Origin of the sequence: Streptococcus sp. 3874 (genome assembly GCF_013276425.1) — a bacterium.
GTDB lineage: Bacteria > Bacillota > Bacilli > Lactobacillales > Streptococcaceae > Streptococcus > Streptococcus pseudopneumoniae.
In genome coordinates this window covers 1-24,533 of record NZ_VMLA01000075.1, presented here as the reverse complement: position 1 = coordinate 24,533, position 24,533 = coordinate 1, and the positions used below count along the sequence as shown (strand labels likewise).

Here is a 24,533-nt window from a genome sequence, read left to right as displayed (position 1 = left end):
TTAAGTGATAAAGTCGGGCAGATAGATCTGACGCAGTTTGAAGAGATTTTCATTGAGGATAAGTCAGGTACTGAAATGTCTGATCGGGATTTAAAGATATAATAAAATGAAATAAGAATAGGACAAATCAATCGGGACAGTCAAATCGATTTCTAACAATGTTTTAGAAGTCCAGATGTACTATTCTAGTTTCAATCTACCATACTTGAGAATTTTATGCTGGGTATCCTTATCAATCACCGTTTGATTCACATGGAGAGTCAAAACACGGTGGGGAGATAGAATGGACAAAATTTGATTTTTGGCAATTTTTGAAAGGATGAGGCCTCGAATAATCTTGAGTCCACCTGCAGTTGATCCAGCAGAGCCACCGATTGCCATGAGGAAAAGGAGGATAAACTGGGAGAAGAGGGGCCAGTTGGTAATATCTCCATATCCAAAACCAGTTGTTGTAATGATGTTGGAAACCTGGAAGAAGGCCATTTCAAAGCTCTTTGAAAACCCTGGGTAGAGGTAGAGGGTGTTGAGGCTAATCAAGCCTGTAGAAACCAGTACAATGACCAAGTAAGCCCGAAGTTCTTCGTCACCAAAGAAGGCCTTGATGCGACGGAGCATGAGGTAGTAGTAGAGGTTGAAATTTACCCCAAAAACCAGAACTCCGATACTGACCAGATAGGTAATCAGTGAGCTGCCATAGTGGGCAATTCCGTCGTTATAGACGGTAAAGCCTCCAGTTCCCGCTGTCCCCGTAGCAATGACAAAACTATCGTAGAGAGGCATGCCAGCTAGATAATAGATGATGACAAAGAGGGAGAAGAGAGCTAGATAAAGGAGATAGAGAATCTGGGCAGTGTTTTTTAGTTTGGATACAACCTTGCCAAAAACAGGACCTGGAACCTCAGCCTTCATCACCTCTAGGTGGCTATTTTTGGCATTGTCCATAATAGCAAGTGCAAAAACAAGCACTCCCATCCCTCCAATCAAGTGGGTAAAACTTCGCCAGAAGAGGAGGGAACGGCTGAGAACCGAAACGTCGTTCAAAATAGTTGCTCCAGTAGTTGTAAAGCCAGAACTAATTTCAAAAAAGGCATCAATAACGCTAGGGATTTGCCCAGAAAAGACAAAGGGGAGACCACCAAAGAAGGACCAAAGGATTCAACAGAGGGCCACAATCAAGATTCCCTCCTTGGCATAAATCCGTTGATTTTTTGGCTTTTGTAAAATTCCTGAGCCACCTAGTAATACCAGAATTCCAATCGTTGTAAAGAGGGCTGTAAAGACTTGGCTCGATTCACGGTAATAGAGAGCGACAGCTACAGGAACCAAAAGGAGAACCGCTTCAATCAAAAGTAACTTTGAAAGGAGGTAGCGAATCATACTTTTATTCATTTCTTACCTCGCGATCAAGTCATAAATCTTAGTGATATTCGGCAACAAGGTTGTTACTAGGAGCTTGTCTCCAACTTCCAACATATCCTCCCCAGTTGGGAAAATCGTTTTGCCCTTTCGAATGATAGCTGCAATAAGAACCCCTTTTTTCAATTTCAGTTGAGAAAGAGGTTTGGCAGTCATTTTATTGGCTTCCTTGATATGGAATTGCAGGGTTTCGATTTGGCCATTGGCTAGATGGTGCATGGCTTGAAGGTCTGAATACTGGGCATTAACCCGACCACGAATAAAGTGCATAATCGTGTCTACGGCAATACTTTTAGGTGTGATGATACTTGAAAAATCAGGCGCATTGATAATTTCGAGGAGACTGGTACGATTGACCTTGGTAATATTTTTCTGTACACCTACCCTGTCCAGGAACATAGAGGTAATCAGATTTTCCTCATCGACCCCTGTTAGAGTCGCAACGGCATCATAGTTTTGAGCACTTTCTTCCAGCAGGATATCTTGTGCGGTACCATCTCCTTGAACGATGTAGAGGTTTGGGAATTTCTCGCTAAAGAAGCTAGCGATTTCAGGATTGATTTCAATAATCTTAGTATCAATACGACTATCTTTGAGGATACCTAGTAGATAATAGGCAATTCTACCAGCTCCAACAATAAGAAGACCCTTCACGGCACGAGACTTGAAATAATTATGGAAGAGCATCATATCAACACGGTTACCAGTGACAAAGATTCTATCTTTATCCTGTACAGTCATGTTACCGCTTGGAATGATAATTTGATGATCTCTTTCTATCGCACGACAATGACATTGCCAAATTTTTTTCCGAAAATCAGAAATGGGCATTTGGCAAAGACTACTGGAGGATTTAACAGTGAATTCCATCAAGCTGACCCGTCCACCAAAGAAACGTTCGACAGATAGAGCGTTGGGGAAGTCAATGATGTTGGCGATAGCGCGGGCAGCCAAGAGCTCAGGGTTAACGATAAGAGAAAAACCGAGAATATTCTTTTCTTTGAAATAGGAGTTAGAATATTCAGGGTTCCGCACCCGAACGATAGTTTCTTTAGCTCCCATTTTCTTGGCTAGAACTGCTGCAATCATGTTGACTTCATCGTGCTCAGTCAGGGCGATAAAGATATCACAATCTTGGACGCTGGCTTGCTCAAGAATGGCAAAATCGGCCCCGTTACCAAGGATACCAATGATATCAAAGCGACTGACAATATGATTGAGAACAGCTTCGTCTTGCTCAATCAGCAAAACATCATGCTTTTCTGCAACCAAGGAGCGACAGAGGGCAAAACCAACTTTTCCCCCTCCGACAAGGATAATTTTCATAATAAAACCTACTTTTTCATGATGTAACTATCATACCCTTTTTCAAGAAAAAATGCACCTACTAGCTAATAACAAGAACTTTTAGTAGGAAATTTGCTATAAGGTAAAACTATACCCTAACCAATTGAAATAGCTATTAGCGACTTTCTCTGAAATATGGTATGATAAAGGATATACAAGGAGATAAAATGAATAATAATTTACTGGTATTACAATCAGACTTTGGTCTGGTTGATGGTGCGGTATCGGCTATGATTGGAGTGGCTTTAGAAGAGTCTCCAACCTTAAAAATCCATCACTTGACGCACGATATCACGCCTTATAATATTTTTGAGGGGAGCTATCGTCTCTTTCAGACGGTGGATTACTGGCCTGAGGGAACGACGTTTGTATCGGTTGTCGATCCAGGTGTCGGTTCGAAACGTAAGAGTGTAGTTGCCAAGACTGCAAACAATCAATACATTGTCACGCCAGATAATGGGACGCTTTCCTTTATCAAGAAACACGTTGGCATTGTAGCCATTCGTGAGATTTCTGAGGTGGCCAATAGGCGTCAAAACACAGAGCATTCTTATACCTTCCACGGTCGTGATGTCTATGCCTATACTGGTGCTAAACTGGCCAGTGGTCACATTACTTTTGAGGAAGTAGGGCCAGAGCTCAGTGTGGAACAGATTGTAGAGCTTCCAGTCGTAGCGACCATCATAGAAGATCATCTGGTGAAGGGAGCCATTGATATTCTGGATGTGCGTTTCGGTTCGCTTTGGACCTCTATCACACGGGAAGAATTTTACAAGCTGGAACCAGAATTTGGTGATCGTTTTGAAGTGACCATCTATCATGCTGATATGCTGGTCTATCAAAATCAGCTTGTCTATGGCAAATCATTTGCAGATGTGAGAATTGGGCAACCCATCCTTTACATCAACTCTCTCTATCGTTTAGGTTTGGCTATCAACCAAGGTTCCTTTGCCAAGGCCTATAATGTAGGTGTCGGTTCATCTTGGACCATTGAAATAAAGAAAATAGAAGGATAAAATAGGAGAATAGTATGGAAATCAAATTTACAATTAAACAAGTTGTTGCTGTCGGAATTGGCGCTGCCCTCTTTGTCGTCATCGGGATGATCAACATTCCAACCCCTGTTCCAAATACAAGCATCCAGCTTCAGTATGCGGTACAAGCGCTACTTTCTATTATTTTTGGACCGATTATCGGTTTGCTTGTCGGGTTGATTGGTCATGCAATCAAGGACTCTCTTGTTGGTTATGGTCTATGGTGGACTTGGATTATCGCTAGCGGACTCTTTGGTTTAGTTGTGGGACTTTTTAGAAAGTACGTTCGCGTGATCAATAGTGTTTTTGACTGGAAAGATATTCTTATTTTTAATCTCATTCAACTACTTGCAAATGCCCTTGTTTGGGGTGTCTTGGCACCACTTGGAGATGTTGTGATTTATCAAGAAGCGGCAGAAAAAGTATTTGCACAAGGGATTGTTGCGGGAATTGCCAATGGTGTATCTGTAGCTATTGCAGGAACTCTTCTCTTACTTGCCTATGCAGGAACCCAAACTCGTGCAGGAAGTTTGAAAAAGGACTAATACTCAATGAAAATCAAAGAGAAAACTAGGAAGCAAGTCGCAGGTTGCTCAAAACAGTGTTTTGAAATTGTGGATAGAACTGACGANNTTGAAGAGATTTTCGAAGAGTATAAAATGATGGGGAAGGCTGGGCAACTAGTCTTTTTCGATGTTTATAGATTAGTTAGGCAAGTAAGCTAGGATAGGAATCTTTTTGGCGCTAAGATTTTAAGAGTAGAGACTGCAAGAAGGGCTTGATTTATGATAAAATAGAAGTCTAAGAAGCGAATGAAGAGAGTAAGATGAAAGAAGCTATAATTGAGTGGAAGGATTTCTCTTTCCGGTATGAAACACAACAAGAACCGACCTTGCAAGGGATAGACTTGACCATTTACAAGGGAGAGAAAGTCTTAATTGTTGGACCATCTGGGTCAGGTAAATCTACCTTGGGTCAGTGTTTGAATGGGATTATTCCCAATATTTACAAGGGTCAGACATATGGAGAATTTTTGATAAAGGGTCAAGTAGCCTTTGATATGAGCATTTATGATAAGTCTCATCTGGTTAGCACAGTTTTGCAGGATACAGATGGGCAGTTTATTGGCTTGTCTGTGGCAGAAGATTTGGCGTTTGCTCTGGAAAATGATGTGACAGCCCTAGATGAGATGAAAGGTCGTGTTTATAAATGGGCTGAAAAGTTGGACCTTCTTCCTTTACTGGATCAGCGTCCTCAGGATTTGTCAGGTGGACAAAAGCAGCGAGTCAGTCTGGCTGGTGTCTTGATTGATGAAAGTCCGATTCTCTTGTTTGATGAGCCACTCGCCAATCTAGATCCCAAGTCAGGTCAGGATATTATCGAATTGATTGACCAGATTCATAAGGAAGAGGGGACGACGACTCTGATTATCGAGCACCGTTTGGAGGACGTTCTGCATCGCCCTGTGGATCGGATTGTCTTGATAAACGATGGTCGTATCCTTTTTAATGGGAGCCCTGACCAGTTGCTTGCGACTGATTTATTGACTCAAAATGGAATTCGAGAACCCCTTTATCTAACCACTCTCCGTCAATTAGGTGTGGACTTAGTCAAGGAAGAACAATTAGCAGATCTGGATAACTTGTCTATCTCAAAAGGGCAAGTCCAGTTACAGACGGAACTGGTAAAAGAAACCTCAGAATTGCAGTCACTCTTTAGACTAGAGGAAGTATCTTTTTCTTATGATGATAGGCCGATTTTAAAATCCCTACATTTAGATATTAAAAAGGGTGAAAAGATTGCTATTGTCGGAAAAAATGGAGCAGGGAAATCAACTCTAGCCAAGGCTATAAGTAGCTTTATTCAGACGGAAGGACGCTATCTTTGGGAAAAACAGGATATAAAAGGCGATTCTGTTGCAGAGCGGGCGGAACGAGTAGGATATGTGCTACAAAATCCTAATCAAATGATTTCAACCAATATGATTTTTGATGAGGTGGCTCTAGGGCTCCGTTTGCGAGGTGTGGATGAGAAGGAAATTGAAACGAGAGTCTATGAAACCTTGAAAATCTGTGGACTTTATGAATTCCGTAATTGGCCTATTTCTGCCCTGTCATTTGGTCAGAAAAAACGTGTCACCATTGCTTCAATTTTGGTCTTAGGAGCTGAAATTATTCTCCTAGATGAACCGACTGCAGGTCAAGATCAGAAGAACTATACTGAGATTATGGAATTTCTCGAAGAGTTACATCAAAAAGGGCATACCATTGTCATGATTACCCATGATATGCAATTGATGCTGGATTATTCAGACCGGGTCCTTGTCATGGTGGATGGAGAATTGATTGCCGATACTGTTCCAGCCAGTCTGTTGAGCGATCCTGAGCTGTTAGTAAAAGCCAATCTAAAAGAAACCTCCATCTTTAACTTGGCTAAGAAACTAGATGTGGATCCACTGGATTTAACGGCATTTTACAAAGAAAGGAGAGAGGGATGCAAGCTAAATTAATCGGTTACCAGCATAGAGATACTGTGATTCATCGCTTGTCAGGAGCTGGGAAACTTCTCTTTTTCATTCTGGTATCATTGGCGGCCATGATTAGCTATGATACCAGAATGCTCTTGCTGATTGCCATCTTTTCAGTCTTTCTCCTCTATTTATCAGAAATCCGCTTTAAAGATGTCTCCTTTGTAGCCGTTTTTGCGACGGTATTTGCCGTTTTAAACGTTTTGATGGTCTATCTCTTTTCTCCCGAGTATGGGGTTGGACTTTATGGAGAGAGAAGTGTGATTTGGCAGGGAATCGGTGTCTACACTCTAACCAGCCAGGAGCTCTTTTATCTGCTAAATTTGGCCATTAAGTATCTTTGCACCATTCCTCTGGCTATTATCTTTTTGATGACAACCCATCCTAGTCAGTTTGCTTCCAGTTTAAATCAAATTGGTGTGCCCTATAAGATTGCTTATTCTGTCAGCCTGACCTTGCGCTATATTCCAGATTTGCAGGAAGAATTCTTTACTATCAAGATGTCTCAGGAGGCGCGTGGGATGGAATTATCCAAGAAAGCTTCTCTTATGCAACGAATCAAAGGCAATCTGCTCATTATTACGCCCTTGATTTTTAGCTCGCTAGAACGCATTGATACCATTGCGACTGCCATGGAGCTTCGCCGCTTTGGGAAAGAGAAAAAACGCACATGGTATAGTTATCAGGCCTTGAAAAAAGGAGACTATATTACCTTGCTCTTGGCAACCTTGTTTTTAGTAGCTAGTTTACTACTTATCTTGCAGAATCAGGGACGATTTTACAACCCTTGGAAATAGCTTGAAAAAATTTAAAAAATCAAGTCGTTTCTATTGACAATGATTCTGAAAGTGTTATACTAAGAAAGTAGTTTCGCTGATTTACTTCAAACCTGTTGTGAGGTAAGTTAACGATGCCTTAACCACGCTGTTTGCTGAGCTTGACTCCGGGCAGTGTGGCTATTTTTTTGCAATGGTGAAAGGAAGCAAGTCATGACAAATCACATTGTATTATTTGAACCTCAAATTCCACAAAATACGGGCAATATCGCGCGTACTTGCGCTGCGACCAATTCTCCCCTCCACATCATCAAGCCTATGGGCTTTCCTATTGATGACCGCAAGATGAAGCGGGCTGGATTGGATTATTGGGATAAGCTAGAGATTTATTTTCACGATAGTTTGGAAGATTTTATGTCTCAGATGAAGGGCAAACTCTATCTGATCTCAAAATTTGCTGAGAAAGTGTATTCTGAGGTGGATTTATCGACTGATGAGGACCATTATTTTCTCTTTGGACGTGAAGACAAGGGCTTACCTGAGGACTTTATGCGCGAACATCCTGAGAAGGCTCTTCGTATTCCCATGAATGATGAACATGTCCGCAGTCTCAATGTGTCTAATACCGTCTGCATGATTGTCTACGAAGCCCTCCGCCAGCAGAACTTTGCAGGTCTTGAGCTTGTTCATACCTATGAAGTGGATAAATTGAAATAAAAAATGAAAATGAAAATGAACAAAATGCTTGCGCTTGCAAGCGTTTTTTGTTATGATAAAAGAGTCTTCAGGGCAGGGTGAAATTCCCGACCGGCGGTAAATTTGACTAGCTATTTTAGCTTTCTCGTCGTTGTCTTGTCTCGGATATACTTTAAGTATTATCTTCGACTGCGACGCCTAGATAAATCTAAAATATCTTAGCCAAATAAGTCCGCGAGCGCAAGCTGATGTGGTGAGATTCCACAACCGACAGTATAGTCTGGATGGGAGAAGACGAAAGAATAGCTTTGTCTGTTCTGATAGATTTATAGCTAAACTGTAACCGCTTGCTTGAATTTCCTTAATAGAGTGAGAGGGAACTTTTGGGATATAAAAAGTGAGAATAGATAGAGGAATCCTTTCTAACTTCTTCTGATTTTATAGAAAATTGGAGGAACCTGTTATGACAAACACACGTCGACTTTCGACCATTGCAATCTTATCAGCCATCTCATTTGTGCTGATGTACTTTGACTTTCCGCTTTTACCAGCGGCATCCTTCCTCAAGATCGAATTTAGTATCTTGCCGGTCCTTGTGGGCTTGGTGCTCATGGATTTGCCTGCTGCTCTAGGAGTTCTCTTGCTTCGCTCACTCTTGAAACTGCTTCTTAACAGCCAGGGAGTGAATACTTACATTGGTTTGCCAATGAATATCGTAGCTTTGGGAGTTTTTGTCATCGTATTTGCTTTGATTTGGAAAAAGGAACGGACAACCCTTCGTTTCCTACTAGGCTCTCTAGCTGGGACTATTGGTTTAACCGTGGCTATGTTGCTTCTCAACTATGTTTATGCTGTTCCTTTGTACGCTAAGTTTGCTAACTTTGATATTGGAAAAATTTTGGGACTTTCCAACTACCTAATGACCATGGTATTACCTTTTAACTTGATTGAGGGTGTAATCTTTTCCGTTTCATTCTGGTTGTTGTATGTTCTCTTGAAACCAACCTTAAAACATTATGAGAGATAAACAAACATTTTTAATGAAGGGCAGTTTTGCCCTTTTACTTTTCGTTATTCTTGGCTACATGGTCAAATTTTACCCTGAAACGCTGGTCGGTTTTGACCAATTGATTCAAACGGTAGTTCGAGGAGATTTGCCAGATTACTTGACTATTCTTTTCAAAGCCATCACACGCTTGATTGATATCCCAGTGATTATCACTTGGGTTGTCATTACAGCTTTTGTCTTTTATCGTAAGCGATGGAAGATAGAAAGTTTCTTCATGCTGGGAAATCTGGCTTTGGCAGGTCTTTTAATCGTGACCTTTAAAAATATCTACCAGCGCCCACGACCAGCTATCTTACATCTGGTGGAAGAGAAGGGATTTTCCTTCCCAAGTGGGCATTCTCTGGCTGTAACCTTGATGGTAGGTACTCTGATTGGCATTCTCAGTCAACGAATTAAAAATCCAGTCTGGAGAAAAATCGTACAAATCGTCCTTGGCCTCTACCTAGTCAGTGTACTGGTATCAAGAGTCTATCTGGGAGTTCATTACCCATCAGACGTTCTTGCCAGTCTCTGTCTGGGTTTGGGAGTCTTGTTTATCGAGTTTCCCTTTTATGACAAGCTCCGCTTCCAATGGCGATTTAAAGGCAAACAGAAGTGAGTATCGAATTCCCTTGAGGAGAAAGAAATGAAAGTCAATATAGCATATCTTCATCCGACTCAACTATACTTATTAGAAAAATGGACCATTCTGTATTATCCCATTACGCTGATTTAAGTTGGAGGAGCTCTTCCCATGCAACCTTAGAGCTTATAAAGAGTCCGATCAATACCGTCCAGCTAGAAATTAGGAGGAATCAGCAAGTGATTCCCCTGTCCCTCATAGAGTGATTATAAAACCATACGATAAATGTACCTCCTTAATTAATAAAATCAGACTTTACATGTTTAGAGAGATCACTGTTCCCAAGAGATACCATAATTCCTACCGTAAGCAATATTATATTTCTATCTATTTTAGTCACCACCTAAAACTATGATTTTGCAAGAAAGGTTATGGAATTCTCGAGCAATATGGCTAAAATTAGATAGATATACAAAAGGAAAGGTAGAAGCTTTCATATGTATGGTATATCAACACGAGAGCATAGTAATTGCGTAAAATATATTTTTTTGCTATACTAATCAATATTTATTTGCAAAAGGAATGAGTTAAGATAAGCAATAATAATTTTAAATACTTACTTTGCAATCAAATTTTTAACTTGATTGCAAATATTTTTTTCAGTGTAACAATCATCTCAAAGGTTTATTCACAAAGTAATTCTATCAGTGAATCAACATTTGTTTTGATAATAGGAACTATTTCAGCAGTTATAGGAGGTTTGATTGGACCTATTTTTTTAGACAAAATTTCACATAAAAATGTATTGTCGTTTACTAATCTGATTGGTGGGCTAGTTACTCTGTCTTATACCATTATCAGTTCATTTAATGATAGTATTATAATAACCTATTCCACAGTCTTTTTAATAAGCATCACCAATAGTTTTTATACTCCTGCACGTCTAGCTATTGTTCCTAGTATAGTTGATAATGATGCGATAGTAAAAGCAAACGGTCTCACCCTAAGCATTCGTCAATCCGTTCAAACAGCAGGCTGGGCACTTGCAATTCCATTGTCTACGTTACTAGGTTTGCAATATTCATTATATTGTATATCTTTGTGTTTCTTGCTCTCCTCAGTTCTAAGTTTTTATATTCACGTTGAAAAGAATCAACATAAACCAAACTCTTCCAAAAGTTCATATGTATATCAAATTTTTGAAGGTCTCATACCTATAAGGGATAATCCTGTCATCAGGGATATAACTATTATGGATATTATTGAAAATTTTGCAAATGTGATTTGGACATCTTCATACCTCCTAGCATTTACAACCACTATCCTTTTAACAAGTGAAACTTGGTGGGGATACCAGGGTTCAGCATACTTCTTAGGGATTATAGTTGGAGGAGGGGTAATAACAAAATACTCTCATAAACTTCAACATTTTCCAGGAAAATTTTTGTTTATATCATCACTTCTTGTTACACTACTCACACTATTTTACACTGTTAATAGAAGCCCTATCATAACAATTATTATTTCTTTTCTAGTCGGCCCCCCTGCACAAATTAGAAATATAATTCAAGAATCAATTATTCAAGAAAAAGTTGATCCTAGTATATTGGCAAGAGCTTTTGCTGCCAGAAGTGTTTTAATGCAACTAATGTATGCTGTAGCGCTAGTTTCATTTAGTTATCTAGCAGACTTAATTGGAATTTTGCCAGTATACTTTATTTCAGTTATCATTTATTTTGCAATTTCATTTATTCCTGTAATATCGTCAGCATTAAAAAAAACACTGTGAAATTATGTATTTTTATGGAGATATAAGACTTCATATATCGTTTTGAGTAGTTTATGAGTACAAGCTATGATAGTTTCCATCTTACTGCCTCCTATTCCATTAGATTAGACTTCCTGTGAAACAAAAATATGATACAATAAAATTATGAAGCAAGTAAACAACTAACTGATACACGATTTAAGCTCCTTGTTGCTGTTCAGCGCACGACTTTTGAAGAGATGTTAGCCGTATTAAAAATTAAACACGCAAAAGATGGATAAAAACCTAAATTAAGCCTAGAAGACCTTCTGATGGCCACTCTTCAATATGTGCGAGAATACCGCACTTATGAACAAATTGCGGCTGATTTTGGTATCCACGAAAGCAACTTAACCCATCGGAATCAATGGGTTGAAGTAACTCTTGTTCAAAGTGGTTTTACGATTTCAAGAACTCCTCTCAGTTCTGAGGATACGGTAATGATTGATGCGACGGAAGTAAAAATCAATCGCCTTAAAAAACAATTAGCGAATGATTCTGGTAAAAAGAAATGCCACGCTATGAAGGCTCAAGCGATTGTCACAAGTCAAGGGAGAATTGTTTCTTTGGAGATCACTGTGAACTATTGTCATGATATGAAGTTGTTCAAAATGAGTCGCAGAAATATCGGACAAGCTGGTAAAATCTTGGCTGACAGTGCTTATCAAGGGCTCATGAAGATATATCCTCAAGCACAAACTCCACGTAAATCCAGCAAACTCAAGCCGCTAATAGCTGAAGATAAAGCCTATAACCATGCGCTATCTAAGGAGAGAATCAAGGTTGAGAGTATTTTTGACAAAGTATAGTAGATTGAAACTAGAATAGTACACCTCTACTTCTAAAACATTGTTAGAAATCGATTTGACTGTCTTGATTGATTTGTCCTGTTCTTATTTCATTTCACTATGAAAACGTTTAAAATATTTTCAACAACCTATCGAAATCATCGTAAACGCTTCGGATTACGAATGAATTTGATTGTTGGTATTATCAATCATGAACTAGGATTCTAGTTTTGCAGGAAGTCTATTTACTCTGTTTTTGATTTAGAAGATCGTATCCTAGCTCAAGATGGGTATGAAGCAAAATGGTATAACTGGTGTGATGGTTTTAATCAAGCAGCAACTCTTTTGTTGAAAAGGTAGTGCATTGTGTCTTGTTCCTTATTATAAGGTCAATCATTGTGAGGAAGCTTTTGCTTGGTATCAGGATGTGAACTTGGTTTACCTCGTAGATGGGGTGAAGCTTCCTTACAGTCAAGCGACCTTGGAAGCCATGTATTTCTATTTGGATCGGCATGGTGAGCCTTTTTGGATTGAAGTCAAGGAGAAGGGAGAATGGTTTCCAATTGGGGATATTACACTATCTCAGGATAATCTCCCCATTGTGATTGGGAATTCCGCTTACCAACATCGAGGACTTGGAAAAAAGATTCTAAGTGCTTTGATTGAATTTGCTTGAGTAAAAGGATGGAAAGAATTGAGAGTTAAGGAAATCTACACCTACAATCATGCTTCTAGGAGGTGTTTCAAGTCGCTTGGATTTGTGGAAAATGGAGCAACAGAAAAAGGAAGGAGTTTTATATTGGAATTAGTCTAATCCTGCCACTTTCTCCCCCTTAACCTTTGACTATTCCGCAAAATTATCGTAAAATAAAGAGTAAATGATAAAATGAGGTCAGAGTCTGTTTGCTCTGGCGATAGTAGTATAAATGAGGAGAAACGCTTTGGAATTAGAAGTATTTGCTGGGCAAGAAAAAAGTGAACTATCTATGATTGAGGTAGCGCGTGCTATCTTGGAACTTCGTGGTCGCGATCATGAGATGCATTTTAGCGATCTTGTAAATGAAATTCAAAACTACCTTGGAACATCAAACAGCGATATCCGCGAAGCTTTGCCTTTGTTCTACACAGAGTTGAACTTTGACGGTAGCTTCATCTCACTTGGGGACAACAAATGGGGTCTTCGTTCATGGTATGGTGTGGACGAAATCGACGAAGAAATCATCGCTCTTGAAGAAAATGACGACGATGAAGTAGCACCAAAAGCTAAGAAAAAACGTGTCAATGCCTTTATGGATGGTGATTCAGATGCCATTGACTACAATGCAGATGATCCAGAAGACGAAGATGCATACGAAGCAGATCCAGCTCTTTCATACGATGATGAAAATCCAGATGATGAAAAAAATGAAGTGGAAGCTTATGATGCAGAAATCAACGAAATCGCTCCAGATGACTTGGGAGAAGATGTGGATCTCAACGAAGACGACGAGTTTTCAGATGATGATGCTGAAATCATCGAGGAATAAAAGTTAGCTATTGACAATTATCCTATTTTTAGGTATCATATTGTTCGGGCACCTCTTTTAGAGGTCGGAGCTCCCTAGTTCTTAGGGAGCTATTTTTGTTTTTACAAGAAGTTATCTTCTTGTATTTTATACTCAATGAAAATCAAAGAGCAAACTAGGAAACTAGNNGGTTGTAGATAAGACTGACAAAGTCAGGAACACATATCTACGGCAAGGCGACGTTGACGCGGTTTGAAGAGATTTTCGAAGAGTATTAGTTGTGAATCTGGTGCAGTCGTCCCAGATTATTCTTATTAGTAGGGTCTTGTTTTCTATGTCCCCACGTAGTTAGCAAGACCTTGAGCACTTTAGAAAGAGGAATCTATGTCTACGAAATATATTTTTGTAACTGGTGGTGTGGTATCGTCTATTGGGAAAGGGATTGTGGCAGCGAGTCTGGGCCGTCTCTTGAAAAATCGTGGTCTTAAAGTAACCATTCAAAAATTTGACCCTTATATCAATATTGATCCAGGAACTATGAGTCCTTACCAGCACGGGGAAGTTTTTGTGACAGATGACGGAGCTGAGACAGATTTGGACTTGGGTCACTATGAACGTTTCATCGATATCAATCTCAACAAATATTCCAACGTGACAACTGGTAAAATTTACAGTGAAGTTCTTCGTAAGGAACGTCGTGGAGAATACCTTGGGGCAACTGTTCAGGTTATTCCTCATATCACAGATGCTTTAAAAGAAAAAATCAAGCGTGCCGCTCTAACGACCGACTCTGATGTCATTATCACAGAGGTTGGTGGAACTGTTGGAGATATCGAGTCCTTGCCATTCCTAGAGGCCCTTCGTCAGATGAAGGCGGATGTGGGGGCGGATAATGTTATGTACATCCATACAACCTTGCTTCCTTACCTCAAGGCCGCTGGTGAAATGAAGACCAAACCAACTCAGCACTCTGTAAAAGAATTGCGTGGATTGGGAATCCAACCAAATATGTTGGTGATTCGTACAGAAGAGCCAGCTGGTCAAGGAATTAAAAATAAACTGGCCCAGTTCTGTGATGTGGCACCAGAAGCCGTTATCGAATCGTTGGATGTCGAACATCTTTACCAAATTCCACTGAACTTGCAGGCACAAGGTATGGACCAAATTGTCTGTGACCATTTGAAATTAGACGCACCAGCAGCGGATATGACAGAATGGTCAGCCATGGTGGACAAGGTCATGAACCTCAAGAAACAAGTTAAGATTTCCCTTGTTGGTAAGTATGTGGAGTTGCAAGATGCCTATATCTCAGTGGTCGAAGCCTTGAAACACTCTGGCTATGTCAATGATGTAGAAGTTAAAATCAATTGGGTCAATGCCAATGATGTGACAGCAGAGAATGTAGCAGAACTCTTGTCTGATGCGGACGGGATCATCGTACCAGGTGGTTTTGGTCAACGTGGTACAGAAGGGAAAATCCAAGCCATCCGCTATGCGCGTGAAAATGATGTTCCAATGTTGGGAGTCTGCTTGGGAATGCAGTTGACATGTATCGAATTTGCTCGTCACGTTTTAGGACTCGAAGGTGCCAATTCTGCAGAGCTTGCACCAGAAACAAAATACCCTATCATTGATATCATGCGTGATCAGATTGATGTTGAGGATATGGGGGGAACCCTTCGCTTGGGGCTTTATCCGTCTAAGTTGAAACGTGGCTCTAAGGCAGCGGCTGCTTATCACAATCAAGAAGTGGTGCAACGCCGCCACCGTCACCGTTATGAGTTTAACAATGCCTTCCGTGAGCAGTTTGAGGCAGCAGGCTTTGTCTTCTCAGGAGTTTCTCCAGATAATCGTTTAGTAGAAATTGTGGAAATTCCAGAAAATAAATTCTTTGTAGCTTGTCAGTATCACCCTGAACTGTCAAGTCGTCCAAATCGTCCAGAAGAACTCTACACTGCATTTATTACTGCAGCGGTTGAGAACAGTAATTAGCCAAATCAGAACCTTTGAGAAGAATCTCAGAGGTTTTTTTTATACGATGATATTGCAGTATATCTGAGGTAGGAGTCCTCTGTATGTACCTGCTACCGTTGAAATCAATAGCGACTCCCTCTTGCCCTGTGCTAGTGAATGAATTTTTCAGTATATTGAAATGAAATAAAATTTGAACAAATTAATTCGGAAAGCCAAATCAATTTCTAGCAAAGTTTTAGGAACTGGATTGTATAGTGAATTGAAATAAGATGTGAACAACTCTATCAGGAAAGTCAAATTAATTTATAGAAATATTTTAGCAGTCAAGATGTACTGTTATAGATTCAATATACTATACTTTTTTAATTTAATCCACTATAATAAAATGAAATAATAACAGGATAAATCGTTCAGGACAGTCAAATCGATTTCTAACAATGTTTTAGAAATAGAGGTGTACTATTCTAGTTTCAATATACTATATATCTGCAGAATACTCTTTCAGTTTCATTCAGCCTAGTCTTGCTTAGGAAAAAGCAAAAAGCCATCCAATTATGATGGATAGCTTCTTGGTTCTTAGATTTGTTCTGCAAAAACCTTTTCAGCAAGGTTCATAGCGTGGTCTGATACACGAGTGTAGTGTGAGATGATGTCTATAAAGTTGACCCCAGCTTGTGTTGAACATTCGCCCTTGTTGAGGCGTTTGATGTGGGTTTTTCTGAGAACACGTTCTATCTTATTGATTGCTTCATGACGTTCTACAAGACTGCGTGCTTTTTCAATATCATTGTTTTCCACACTATCCAGAGCATCTTTGATAAAGTCACTAGTTTGACGATAAACTTCCTCTAATTCTTTCAAGGCGGCATCAGAAAATTCAACATTTTTACGTTGAAGATAGTCAGTCAGATTGAGTAGAGCCTCCGCGTGGTCTCCAATCCGTTCCAAATCACGGGAGGAATCAAGGATATTGGTGAGCACTTCGCTTTCTTTTTGACTGAGAGCTTCGCTTGAAAGGGCAATGAGATAACGTGTTAATTGCTCATCGATGGTGTTAATGGCTTCTTCGGTTTTATGCCCTTTTTCAGCAACTTTTTCATCCAAGTCAATGATATACTTATAGGAAAGGTCAAAGGCTTTGGCAGCGTAGTTTCCTAAATGCAAGAGCTCTTTCTTAGCATTTCCGAGAGCGATAGATGGGGCTTGTTTGATGAAATGCTCATCAAGATATAAGGGTTCATATTTGACAACCTCGTCCTCTCCAGGAATAATCTTGGTTACAAAGTAAGCCAGAGCTCCGATAAATGGAAATTGGACAATGGTATTGGTAATATTAAAGGTTCCGTGAGCAAAGGCGATGGTCATTTCTGGTGCTAGATTTAGCGTAGCTTCAAACCAATGAATCAGGGCTGTAAAAGGAACTAGAAAAATAACGCAGACGACTGTTCCGATAACGTTGAAGGCAACATGAGCTCCTGCTACCCGTTTAGCTGCAATATTAGCACCTAAAGAGGCAATGATGGCTGTAATGGTTGTCCCGATATTGTCACCAAATAGAACTGGCAGAGCTCCTTGCAGGTCAATGAGATTGCTGGCGTAGAGGTTTTGTAAAATCCCGATGGTAGCCGAGGAAGCTTGAATCAGTAAGGTCAAGCCGGTACCGACAAAGACACCCAAAACAGGATTCTTACTTAGCTCAATCATATAGTCCTTAAAGACCTGTAAATCCTTGAGTGGAGCCATTGCGCCGCTCATGAGATTGAGGGCAAAAAAGATACCACCGACACCAAAGAGGATGCGTCCGATATTATTGACTGTCCGATTTTTCGTAAAAAAGAGACAGACGGCACCGATAAAGAGCATAGGTAGGGCATAGTTACCTAATTTAAAACCGATGAGAAAGGATGTGACAGTTGTCCCAATATTAGCACCCATGACAATCCCGATAGCCTGACGTAAGGTTAAGAGACCGGCACTGACCAGGCCGACTGTAATAACTGTTACACCAGAACTAGACTGAATTAGAGCAGTCATCCCAATACCAACCAGAACTCCAAAGAAAGGATTACTAGTATATTTGTCAAGGTAAAAACGAAGGCGATCTCCAGCAGCTTGTTGCAAACCGTCTCCCATGGTCTTGATACTATATAAGAATAGTCCCAGACCACCTAAAAAGTGAAATAAAATTTCCTGCCAATTAATGGACATTTCTTTTTCCTCCGAAAAATAATCGCGGAATATCTCCTATTCTATTTTAAAGGATAAAAGTAAATCTAACAAGTGTTAATGTCAAGTTTGTAAAAGAAAATTATAATTGATAAGTGTATTATTTTTAAGAGTTTTTAACCTTATTTTAGATTTGTGAAAACAGCTATTGTTTTTTGTCAAAAAATGCTTTAGGATAAAAATGTGATTATCTTGGTCCCTGTGATTGGGATAAAAATTTTATAAAGAAAGTTAAGCGCTTTCTTTTGTGCAACAAAATCAATTTTTTAGGAGGAGAAAATGAAGAATTCATTTTTTGAAAGACGTTGTCGTTACAGTATTCGTAAGTTATCAGTAGGAGCCTGCTCGCTGATGATTGGTGCTGTTTTATTTGCTAGTTCAGCCTTGGCTGAAGAAACTGCAGTTCCTGAAAATAGCGGAGCTAATACAGAGCTTGTTTCAGGAGAGAGTGAGCATTCGACCAATGAAGCTGATAAGCAGAATGAAGGGGAACATGCTAGAGAAAACAAGCTAGAAAAGGCAGAAGGAGTAGCGATAGCATCTGAAACTGCTTCGCCAGCAAGCAATGAAGCTGCAACTACTGAAACTGCAGAAGCAGCTAGCGCAGCTAAACCAGAGGAAAAAGCAAGTGAGGTGGTTGCAGAAACACCATCTGCAGAAGCAAAACCTAAGTCTGACAAGGAAACAGAAGCAAAGCCCGAAGCAACTAACCAAGGGGATGAGTCTAAGCCAGCAGCCGAAGCTAATAAGACTGAAAAAGAAGTCCAGCCAGATGTCCCTAAAAATACAGAAAAAACATTAAAACCAAAGGAAATCAAATTTAATTCTTGGGAAGAATTGTTAAAATGGGAACCAGGTGCTCGTGAAGATGATGCTATTAACCGCGGATCTGTTGTCCTCGCTTCACGTCGGACAGGTCATTTAGTCAATGAAAAAGCTAGCAAGGAAGCAAAAGTTCAAGCCTTATCAAACACCAATTCTAAAGCAAAAGACCATGCTTCTGTTGGTGGAGAAGAGTTCAAGGCCTATGCTTTTGACTATTGGCAATATCTAGATTCAATGGTCTTCTGGGAAGGTCTCGTACCAACTCCTGACGTTATTGATGCAGGTCACCGTAACGGGGTTCCTGTATATGGTACACTCTTCTTCAACTGGTCTAATAGTATTGCTGATCAAGAAAAATTCGCTGAAGCTTTGAAGCAAGACGCAGATGGTAGCTTCCCAATTGCCCGTAAATTGGTAGATATGGCCAAGTATTATGGCTATGATGGCTATTTCATTAACCAAGAAACAACTGGGGATTTGGTTGAACCTCTTGGAGAAAAGATGCGCCAGTTTATGCTCTATACCAAGGAGTATGCTGCTAAGGTAAACCATCCAATCAAGTATTCTTGGTACGATGCCATGACTTATAACTATGGACGTTACCACCAAGATGGTTTAGGAGAATACAACTATCAGTTTATGCAAAAAGAGGGGGACAAGGTACCCGCTGATCACTTCTTTGCTAACTTTAACTGGACCAAAGAGAAGAATGATTACTCTGTAGCTATGGCCAAATGGTTAGAGCGTAGCCAGTACGATGTCTTTGCAGGATTGGAATTGCAACAGGGTGGTTCTTATAAGACTAAAGTGAAATGGGATGCCCTTTTAGATGAAAATGGCAAACTTCGCTTGTCACTTGGTCTCTTTGCGCCAGATACTATTACAAGTCTTGGCAAGACAGGCGAAGACTATCATAAGAATGAAAATATCTTCTTCACTGGTTACCAAGGCGATCCAACTGGTCAAAAACCAGATGACAAGGACTGGTACGGGATTGCCAACCTAGTTGCGGACCGCACGCCAGCAGTAGGTCATACTTTTACCACTTCTTTTAATACCGGTCATGGTAGAAAATGGTTCGTAGATGGTAAGGTTTCTAAGGATTCTGAGTGGAATTACCGTTCAGTTTCAGGTGTTCTTCCAACATGGCGCTGGTGGCAAAAATCAACTGGTGATAAGTTGAAAGCAAGCTATGATTTTGAAGATGCTTATAATGGTGGAACTTCTCTTAAATTTGCAGGGGATCTTTCAGGTGCGACCAAGCAAGATGTGAATTTGTACTCTACTCGCTTGAAGGTGACAGATACAACCAAATTGCATGTTGCCCACAAAGGAGGCAAAGGGACCAAGGTTTATGTAGAATTTGCAACCAAGAAAGATTATACCTATGGTGATGAAGCTGCCCGTAAAGAATTGACAGTTTCAGATAACTGGACTACCGATGATTTTGATTTGAGTGCCTTGGCAGGTAAAACAATTTACGGTATTAAACTCTATTTTGAAAATGACAAAGACTTAAAAGGTTATCAATTTAACCTGGGGCAATTGACCATCAGCAATAATCAAGATGCTCCTCAGGCACCAACCACAGTAGCTGTAGCCAAACAAGTCCTTAAAAATGCCCAAGAAGCGGAAGCAGTTGTACAATTTACTGGTCATAAAGATGCTGATTTCTATGAAGTCTATGAAAAGGATGGCGATGCTTGGCGCCTATTGACAGGTTCATCTGCAACTACGATCTACCTACCAAAAGTTAGCCGCTCAGCAAGTGCTCAGGGTACAACTCAAGAACTGAAGGTTGTAGCAGTCGGTAAAAATGGGGTTCGTTCAGAAGCAGCAACTACAAACTTTGAGTGGGGGATGACTGTCCAAGACACAAGTCTTCCAAGACCTCTAGCAGAAAACATCGTTCCAGGGGCTACTGTTATCGGAAGTACCTTCCCAGATACAGAAGGTGGAGAAGGTATTGAAGGTATGTTGAATGGTACCATTACCAGTCTATCTGACAAATGGTCTTCTTCTCAATTAAGTGGTAGCGTTGATATTCGTTTGACACAACCACGCCGTGTTGTGAGATGGGTGATGGATCATGCTGGAGCTGGTGGAGAATCTGTAAACGATGGTTTGATGAACACCAAAGACTTTGACCTCTATTATAAAGATGCGGATGGTCAATGGAAGTTGGCTAAGGAAGTCCGTGGCAATAAAGCTCATGTTACAGATATTACCCTTGATAAACCTATCACAGCTCAAGATTGGCGCTTAAATGTTGTCACTTCTGACAATGGAACTCCATGGAAGGCTATTCGTATCTATAACTGGAAAATGTATGAAAAGCTTGATACTGAGAGTGTCAATATTCCGATGGCCAAGGCTGCAGCCCGTTCTCTAGGCAATAACAAGGTACAAGTTGGTTTTGCGGATGTACCAGCTGGAGCAACCATTACCGTTTATGACAATCCAAATTCTCAAACTCCGCTTGCAACCTTGAAGAGCGAAGTTGGAGGAGACCTAGCAAGTGCACCATTGGATTTGACAAATCAATCTGGTCTTCTGTACTATCGTACCCAGTTTCCAGGCAAGGAAATTAGTAATGTCCTAGCGGTTTCCGTTCCAAAAGATGACAGAAGAATCAAGTCAGTCAGCCTAGAAACAGGACCTAAGAAAACAAGCTACGCCGAAGGGGAGGATTTGGACCTTAGAGGTGGTGTTCTTCGAGTTCAGTATGAAGGAGGAGCTGAGGACGAACTCATTCGCCTAACTCACGCAGGTGTATCAGTATCAGGATTTGACACGCATCATAAGGGAGAACAAAATCTTACTTTACAATATTTGGGGCAACCGGTACATGCTAATTTGTCAGTGACTGTTACTAGTCAAGATGAAGCAAGTCCGAAAACTATTTTGAGAATTGAAGTAAGTCAGGAACCGAAAAAAGATTACCTAGTTGGTGATAACTTAGACTTGTCTGAAGGACGCTTTGCAGTGGCTTATAGCAATGACACCATGGAAGAACATTCCTTTACTAATGAGGGAGTTGAAATTTCTGGTTACGATGCTCAAAAGACTGGTCGTCAAACCTTGACGCTTCGTTACCAAGGTCATGAAGTCAACTTTGATGTTTTGGTATCTCCAAAAGCAGCATTGAACGATGAGTACCTCAAACAGAAATTAGCAGAAGTTGAAGTGGCTAAGAACAAGGTGGTCTATAACTTTGCTTCACCAGAAGTAAAAGAAGCTTTCTTGAAAGCAATTGAAGCGGCCGAACAAGTGTTGAAAGACCATGAAACTAGCACCCAAGATCAAGTCAATGACCGACTTAATAAATTGACAGAAGCTCATAAAGCTCTGAATGGTCAAGAGAAATTTAAGGAAGAAAAGACAGAACTTGATCGCTTAACAGGTGAGGTTCAAGAACTCTTGGCTGCCAAACCAACCCATCCTTCAGGTTATGCCCTAGCTCCGCTTCTTGAGAAAAACAAGGCCTTGGTTGAAAAAGTAGATTTGAGTCCAGAAGAGCTTGCAACAGCGAAACAGAGTCTAAAAGATCTGGTTGCTTTATTGAAAGAAGACAAGCCAGCAGTCTTTTCTGATAGTAAAACAGGTGTTGAAGTACACTTCTCAAATAAAGAGAAGATTGTCATCAAGGGTTTGAAAGTAGAGCGTGTTCAAGCAAGTGCTGAAGAGAAGAAATACTTTGCTGGAGAAGATGCTCATGTCTTTGAAATAGAAGGTCTCGATGAAAAAGGTCAAGACGTTGATCTCTCTTACGCTTCTATTGTGAAAATTCCAATTGAAAAAGATAAGAAAGTGAAGAGAGTATTCTTCTTACCTGAAGGCAAAGAGGCAGTAGAATTGGCTTTTGAACAAACGGATAGTCATGTTATCTTTACAGCACCACACTTTACTCATTATGCCTTTGTTTATGAATCTGCTGAGAAACCACGAGTAGAATCTAATGGTGCAAATGACCTTGTTACTATCTCAACTAAACCAGAACAACAAAACACAGTCCTTCCAAAAACTACTAATCAACCGGCTTCTGATCAACAAAAGGCTCCTAAATTGGAAGTTCAAGAGGAAAAGGTTGCCTTTGACCGTCAAGAGCATGAAAATGCTGATATGCTAGTTGGGGAACAACGAGTCATCATACAGGGACGAGATGGTCTGTTGAGACATGTCTTTGAAGTTGATGAAAACGGTCAGCGTCGTCTTCGTTCAACAGAAGTCATCCAAGAGGCGATTCCAGAAATTGTTGAAATTGGAACAAAAGTAAAAACTGAACCAGCAGTAGCGCCTACACAAGAAAAACCAGCCCAAAATACAGCAGTTAAATCAGAAGAAGCAAGTAAACAATTGCCAAATACAGGAACTGCTGATGCCAATGAAGCCCTAATAGCAGGATTGGCAAGCCTTGGTCTTGCTAGTTTAGTCTTGACTTTGAAACAGAAAAAAGAAGATGAAGATTAAATATCGAAAAATCTTGTGAAATCTTTCCTTATATTTCCAAAGTGTGATATAATAGTTTCGAATAAAATAATTAAAGGGGTTTTTGTAACATGGCAAAACTTACTGTTAAAGACGTTGACTTGAAAGGTAAAAAAGTCCTCGTTCGTGTTGACTTCAACGTACCATTGAAAGATGGCGTAATTACTAACGACAACCGTATCACAGCAGCTCTTCCAACTATAAAGTACATCATCGAACAAGGTGGACGTGCAATTCTTTTCTCTCACCTTGGACGTGTGAAAGAAGAAGCTGATAAAGCTGGTAAATCACTTGCTCCTGTAGCAGCAGACTTGGCAGCTAAATTGGGTCAAGATGTTGTATTCCCAGGTGTTACTCGTGGTGCTGAATTGGAAGCAGCTATCAACGCTCTTGAAGATGGACAAGTTCTCTTGGTTGAAAACACTCGTTACGAAGATGTTGACGGCAAGAAAGAATCTAAAAACGATCCTGAACTTGGTAAATATTGGGCATCACTTGGAGATGGTATCTTCGTAAACGATGCATTCGGTACAGCTCACCGTGCACACGCATCTAACGTTGGTATCTCAGCAAACGTTGAAAAAGCAGTTGCTGGTTTCCTTCTTGAAAATGAAATTGCCTACATCCAAGAAGCAGTTGAAACTCCAGAACGTCCATTTGTGGCTATCCTTGGTGGTTCAAAAGTTTCAGACAAGATCGGTGTTATCGAAAACTTGCTTGAAAAAGCTGATAAAGTCCTTATTGGTGGTGGTATGACTTACACATTCTACAAAGCACAAGGTATCGAAATCGGTAACTCACTTGTAGAAGAAGACAAATTGGATGTTGCGAAAGCTCTTCTTGAAAAAGCAAATGGTAAATTGATCTTGCCAGTTGATTCTAAAGAAGCTAACGCATTTGCTGGCTACACTGAAGTGCGTGACACTGAAGGTGAAGCAGTTTCTGAAGGCTTCCTTGGTCTTGACATCGGTCCAAAATCTATCGCTAAATTTGACGAAGCTCTGACTGGTGCCAAAACAGTTGTATGGAACGGACCTATGGGTGTATTTGAAAACCCAGACTTCCAAGCTGGTACAATCGGTGTGATGGACGCTATCGTGAAACAACCAGGTGTTAAATCAATCATCGGTGGTGGTGACTCAGCTGCCGCAGCGATCAACCTTGGACGTGCAGACAAATTCTCATGGATCTCTACTGGTGGTGGAGCATCAATGGAACTTCTCGAAGGTAAAGTATTGCCAGGTTTGGCTGCACTTACAGAAAAATAATTTCAGCCCGTTAGTCTCTACAAAATCCTGATTTTGTAGAAAAAGGAAGAAAACTGAAACGTTAACAAAAAGGTGGCTATGTCACCTTTTTGTGTTAGTGTAGGTATTTGTGACGCGGTGGTGGGGCATCAATGGAGCTTCTTGAAGGTAATACTCTTCGAAGATCTCTTCAAACCACGTCAACGTCGCCTTGCCGTATATATGTTACTGACTTCGTCAGTTCTA

15 protein-coding genes, 5 pseudogenes and 1 riboswitch are annotated in these 24,533 nt (G+C 40.3%); of the genes and pseudogenes, 16 read left to right on the top strand and 4 right to left on the bottom strand.

Features of this window, described 5'->3' with window-relative positions; all coding sequences use genetic code 11:
• Window positions 1-201: 201 nt before the first annotated feature.
• The 3 genes and pseudogenes from HT703_RS08005 to trkA form a co-directional block, all read right to left on the bottom strand.
• Window positions 202-1,155 (bottom strand): annotated as a pseudogene (locus HT703_RS08005) (potassium transporter TrkG); the annotation flags it as partial.
• Window positions 1,156-1,389 carry a hypothetical protein gene (locus tag HT703_RS12175; RefSeq protein ID WP_007285018.1) on the bottom strand — a complete coding sequence of 78 codons (234 nt, stop codon included), beginning with the start codon at window positions 1,387-1,389 and terminating at the stop codon, window positions 1,156-1,158.
• 3 nt (window positions 1,390-1,392) lie between these two features.
• On the bottom strand, window positions 1,393-2,742 hold the full coding sequence (trkA, locus tag HT703_RS08000) for a Trk system potassium transporter TrkA (protein ID WP_172930022.1): 1,350 nt from the start codon (window positions 2,740-2,742) through the stop codon (window positions 1,393-1,395).
• A gap of 188 nt (window positions 2,743-2,930) precedes the next feature.
• Between trkA and HT703_RS07995 the strand changes: the two genes are divergently transcribed.
• From HT703_RS07995 to HT703_RS07925, 14 genes and pseudogenes are all read left to right on the top strand, one after another.
• On the top strand, window positions 2,931-3,779 hold the full coding sequence (locus HT703_RS07995; RefSeq protein ID WP_172930021.1) for an S-adenosyl-l-methionine hydroxide adenosyltransferase family protein: 849 nt from the start codon (window positions 2,931-2,933) through the stop codon (window positions 3,777-3,779).
• Window positions 3,780-3,793: 14 nt separating this feature from the next.
• Window positions 3,794-4,342, top strand: coding sequence for an ECF-type riboflavin transporter substrate-binding protein (locus tag HT703_RS07990; protein WP_000403170.1), 549 nt, complete (start codon window positions 3,794-3,796; stop codon window positions 4,340-4,342).
• Window positions 4,343-4,623: 281 nt separating this feature from the next.
• Entirely contained in the window at window positions 4,624-6,306 is a 1,683-nt protein-coding gene (locus HT703_RS07980; protein WP_000656547.1) for an ABC transporter ATP-binding protein, read from the top strand.
• Window positions 6,291-7,121, top strand: coding sequence for an energy-coupling factor transporter transmembrane component T (locus tag HT703_RS07975; protein ID WP_001148101.1), 831 nt, complete (start codon window positions 6,291-6,293; stop codon window positions 7,119-7,121). Before HT703_RS07980 ends, HT703_RS07975 begins: the two co-directional genes overlap by 16 nt.
• 192 nt (window positions 7,122-7,313) lie before the next feature.
• A complete protein-coding gene (gene trmL / locus HT703_RS07970; RefSeq protein WP_119942613.1) occupies window positions 7,314-7,817 on the top strand; it encodes a tRNA (uridine(34)/cytosine(34)/5-carboxymethylaminomethyluridine(34)-2'-O)-methyltransferase TrmL in 504 nt (167 codons plus the stop codon).
• A gap of 59 nt (window positions 7,818-7,876) precedes the next feature.
• Window positions 7,877-8,096: riboswitch (FMN riboswitch) on the top strand.
• A gap of 163 nt (window positions 8,097-8,259) precedes the next feature.
• Window positions 8,260-8,823, top strand: coding sequence for an ECF transporter S component (locus tag HT703_RS07965; protein WP_119942611.1), 564 nt, complete (start codon window positions 8,260-8,262; stop codon window positions 8,821-8,823).
• Entirely contained in the window at window positions 8,813-9,463 is a 651-nt protein-coding gene (locus tag HT703_RS07960) for a phosphatase PAP2 family protein (protein ID WP_345890290.1), read from the top strand. Before HT703_RS07965 ends, HT703_RS07960 begins: the two co-directional genes overlap by 11 nt.
• 556 nt (window positions 9,464-10,019) lie before the next feature.
• Complete coding sequence (locus HT703_RS07955) at window positions 10,020-11,216, top strand: MFS transporter (protein ID WP_100127924.1); 1,197 nt, start codon at window positions 10,020-10,022, stop codon at window positions 11,214-11,216.
• Window positions 11,217-11,356: 140 nt separating this feature from the next.
• Window positions 11,357-12,040 (top strand): annotated as a pseudogene (locus tag HT703_RS07950) (transposase); the annotation flags it as partial.
• Between the two features lie 102 nt (window positions 12,041-12,142).
• A pseudogene (locus HT703_RS07945) lies at window positions 12,143-12,250 on the top strand (IS5/IS1182 family transposase); the annotation flags it as partial.
• A gap of 9 nt (window positions 12,251-12,259) precedes the next feature.
• Window positions 12,260-12,382 (top strand): annotated as a pseudogene (locus HT703_RS07940) (chromosome partitioning protein ParB); the annotation flags it as partial.
• A gap of 4 nt (window positions 12,383-12,386) precedes the next feature.
• Window positions 12,387-12,836 (top strand): annotated as a pseudogene (locus HT703_RS07935) (GNAT family N-acetyltransferase).
• 127 nt (window positions 12,837-12,963) lie between these two features.
• On the top strand, window positions 12,964-13,548 hold the full coding sequence (gene rpoE, locus HT703_RS07930) for a DNA-directed RNA polymerase subunit delta (RefSeq protein ID WP_000418403.1): 585 nt from the start codon (window positions 12,964-12,966) through the stop codon (window positions 13,546-13,548).
• A gap of 363 nt (window positions 13,549-13,911) precedes the next feature.
• A complete protein-coding gene (locus HT703_RS07925) occupies window positions 13,912-15,519 on the top strand; it encodes a CTP synthase (protein ID WP_023937105.1) in 1,608 nt (535 codons plus the stop codon).
• Between the two features lie 558 nt (window positions 15,520-16,077).
• On the opposite strand, the gene HT703_RS07920 is transcribed toward HT703_RS07925, so the two are convergent.
• Complete coding sequence (locus HT703_RS07920; protein ID WP_054388211.1) at window positions 16,078-17,709, bottom strand: Na/Pi cotransporter family protein; 1,632 nt, start codon at window positions 17,707-17,709, stop codon at window positions 16,078-16,080.
• A gap of 297 nt (window positions 17,710-18,006) precedes the next feature.
• On the opposite strand from HT703_RS07920, the gene HT703_RS07915 reads away from it, so the two are divergent.
• Together HT703_RS07915 and HT703_RS07910 are read left to right on the top strand one after the other, a co-directional pair.
• Window positions 18,007-23,022 carry a bacterial Ig-like domain-containing protein gene (locus HT703_RS07915; RefSeq protein WP_172930019.1) on the top strand — a complete coding sequence of 1,672 codons (5,016 nt, stop codon included), beginning with the start codon at window positions 18,007-18,009 and terminating at the stop codon, window positions 23,020-23,022.
• Window positions 23,023-23,111: 89 nt separating this feature from the next.
• On the top strand, window positions 23,112-24,308 hold the full coding sequence (locus HT703_RS07910) for a phosphoglycerate kinase (protein ID WP_001096743.1): 1,197 nt from the start codon (window positions 23,112-23,114) through the stop codon (window positions 24,306-24,308).
• Window positions 24,309-24,533: the final 225 nt, after the last annotated feature.

Coding starts and splice junctions, on each gene's coding strand:
- HT703_RS12175 (WP_007285018.1), bottom strand. CDS start 1,389: ATGAATAAAAGTATGATTCGCTACCTCCTTTCAAAGTTACTTTTGATT.
- trkA (WP_172930022.1), bottom strand. CDS start 2,742: ATGAAAATTATCCTTGTCGGAGGGGGAAAAGTTGGTTTTGCCCTCTGT.
- HT703_RS07995 (WP_172930021.1), top strand. CDS start 2,931: ATGAATAATAATTTACTGGTATTACAATCAGACTTTGGTCTGGTTGAT.
- HT703_RS07990 (WP_000403170.1), top strand. CDS start 3,794: ATGGAAATCAAATTTACAATTAAACAAGTTGTTGCTGTCGGAATTGGC.
- HT703_RS07980 (WP_000656547.1), top strand. CDS start 4,624: ATGAAAGAAGCTATAATTGAGTGGAAGGATTTCTCTTTCCGGTATGAA.
- HT703_RS07975 (WP_001148101.1), top strand. CDS start 6,291: ATGCAAGCTAAATTAATCGGTTACCAGCATAGAGATACTGTGATTCAT.
- trmL (WP_119942613.1), top strand. CDS start 7,314: ATGACAAATCACATTGTATTATTTGAACCTCAAATTCCACAAAATACG.
- HT703_RS07965 (WP_119942611.1), top strand. CDS start 8,260: ATGACAAACACACGTCGACTTTCGACCATTGCAATCTTATCAGCCATC.
- HT703_RS07960 (WP_345890290.1), top strand. CDS start 8,813: ATGAGAGATAAACAAACATTTTTAATGAAGGGCAGTTTTGCCCTTTTA.
- HT703_RS07925 (WP_023937105.1), top strand. CDS start 13,912: ATGTCTACGAAATATATTTTTGTAACTGGTGGTGTGGTATCGTCTATT.
- HT703_RS07920 (WP_054388211.1), bottom strand. CDS start 17,709: ATGTCCATTAATTGGCAGGAAATTTTATTTCACTTTTTAGGTGGTCTG.
- HT703_RS07915 (WP_172930019.1), top strand. CDS start 18,007: ATGAAGAATTCATTTTTTGAAAGACGTTGTCGTTACAGTATTCGTAAG.
- HT703_RS07910 (WP_001096743.1), top strand. CDS start 23,112: ATGGCAAAACTTACTGTTAAAGACGTTGACTTGAAAGGTAAAAAAGTC.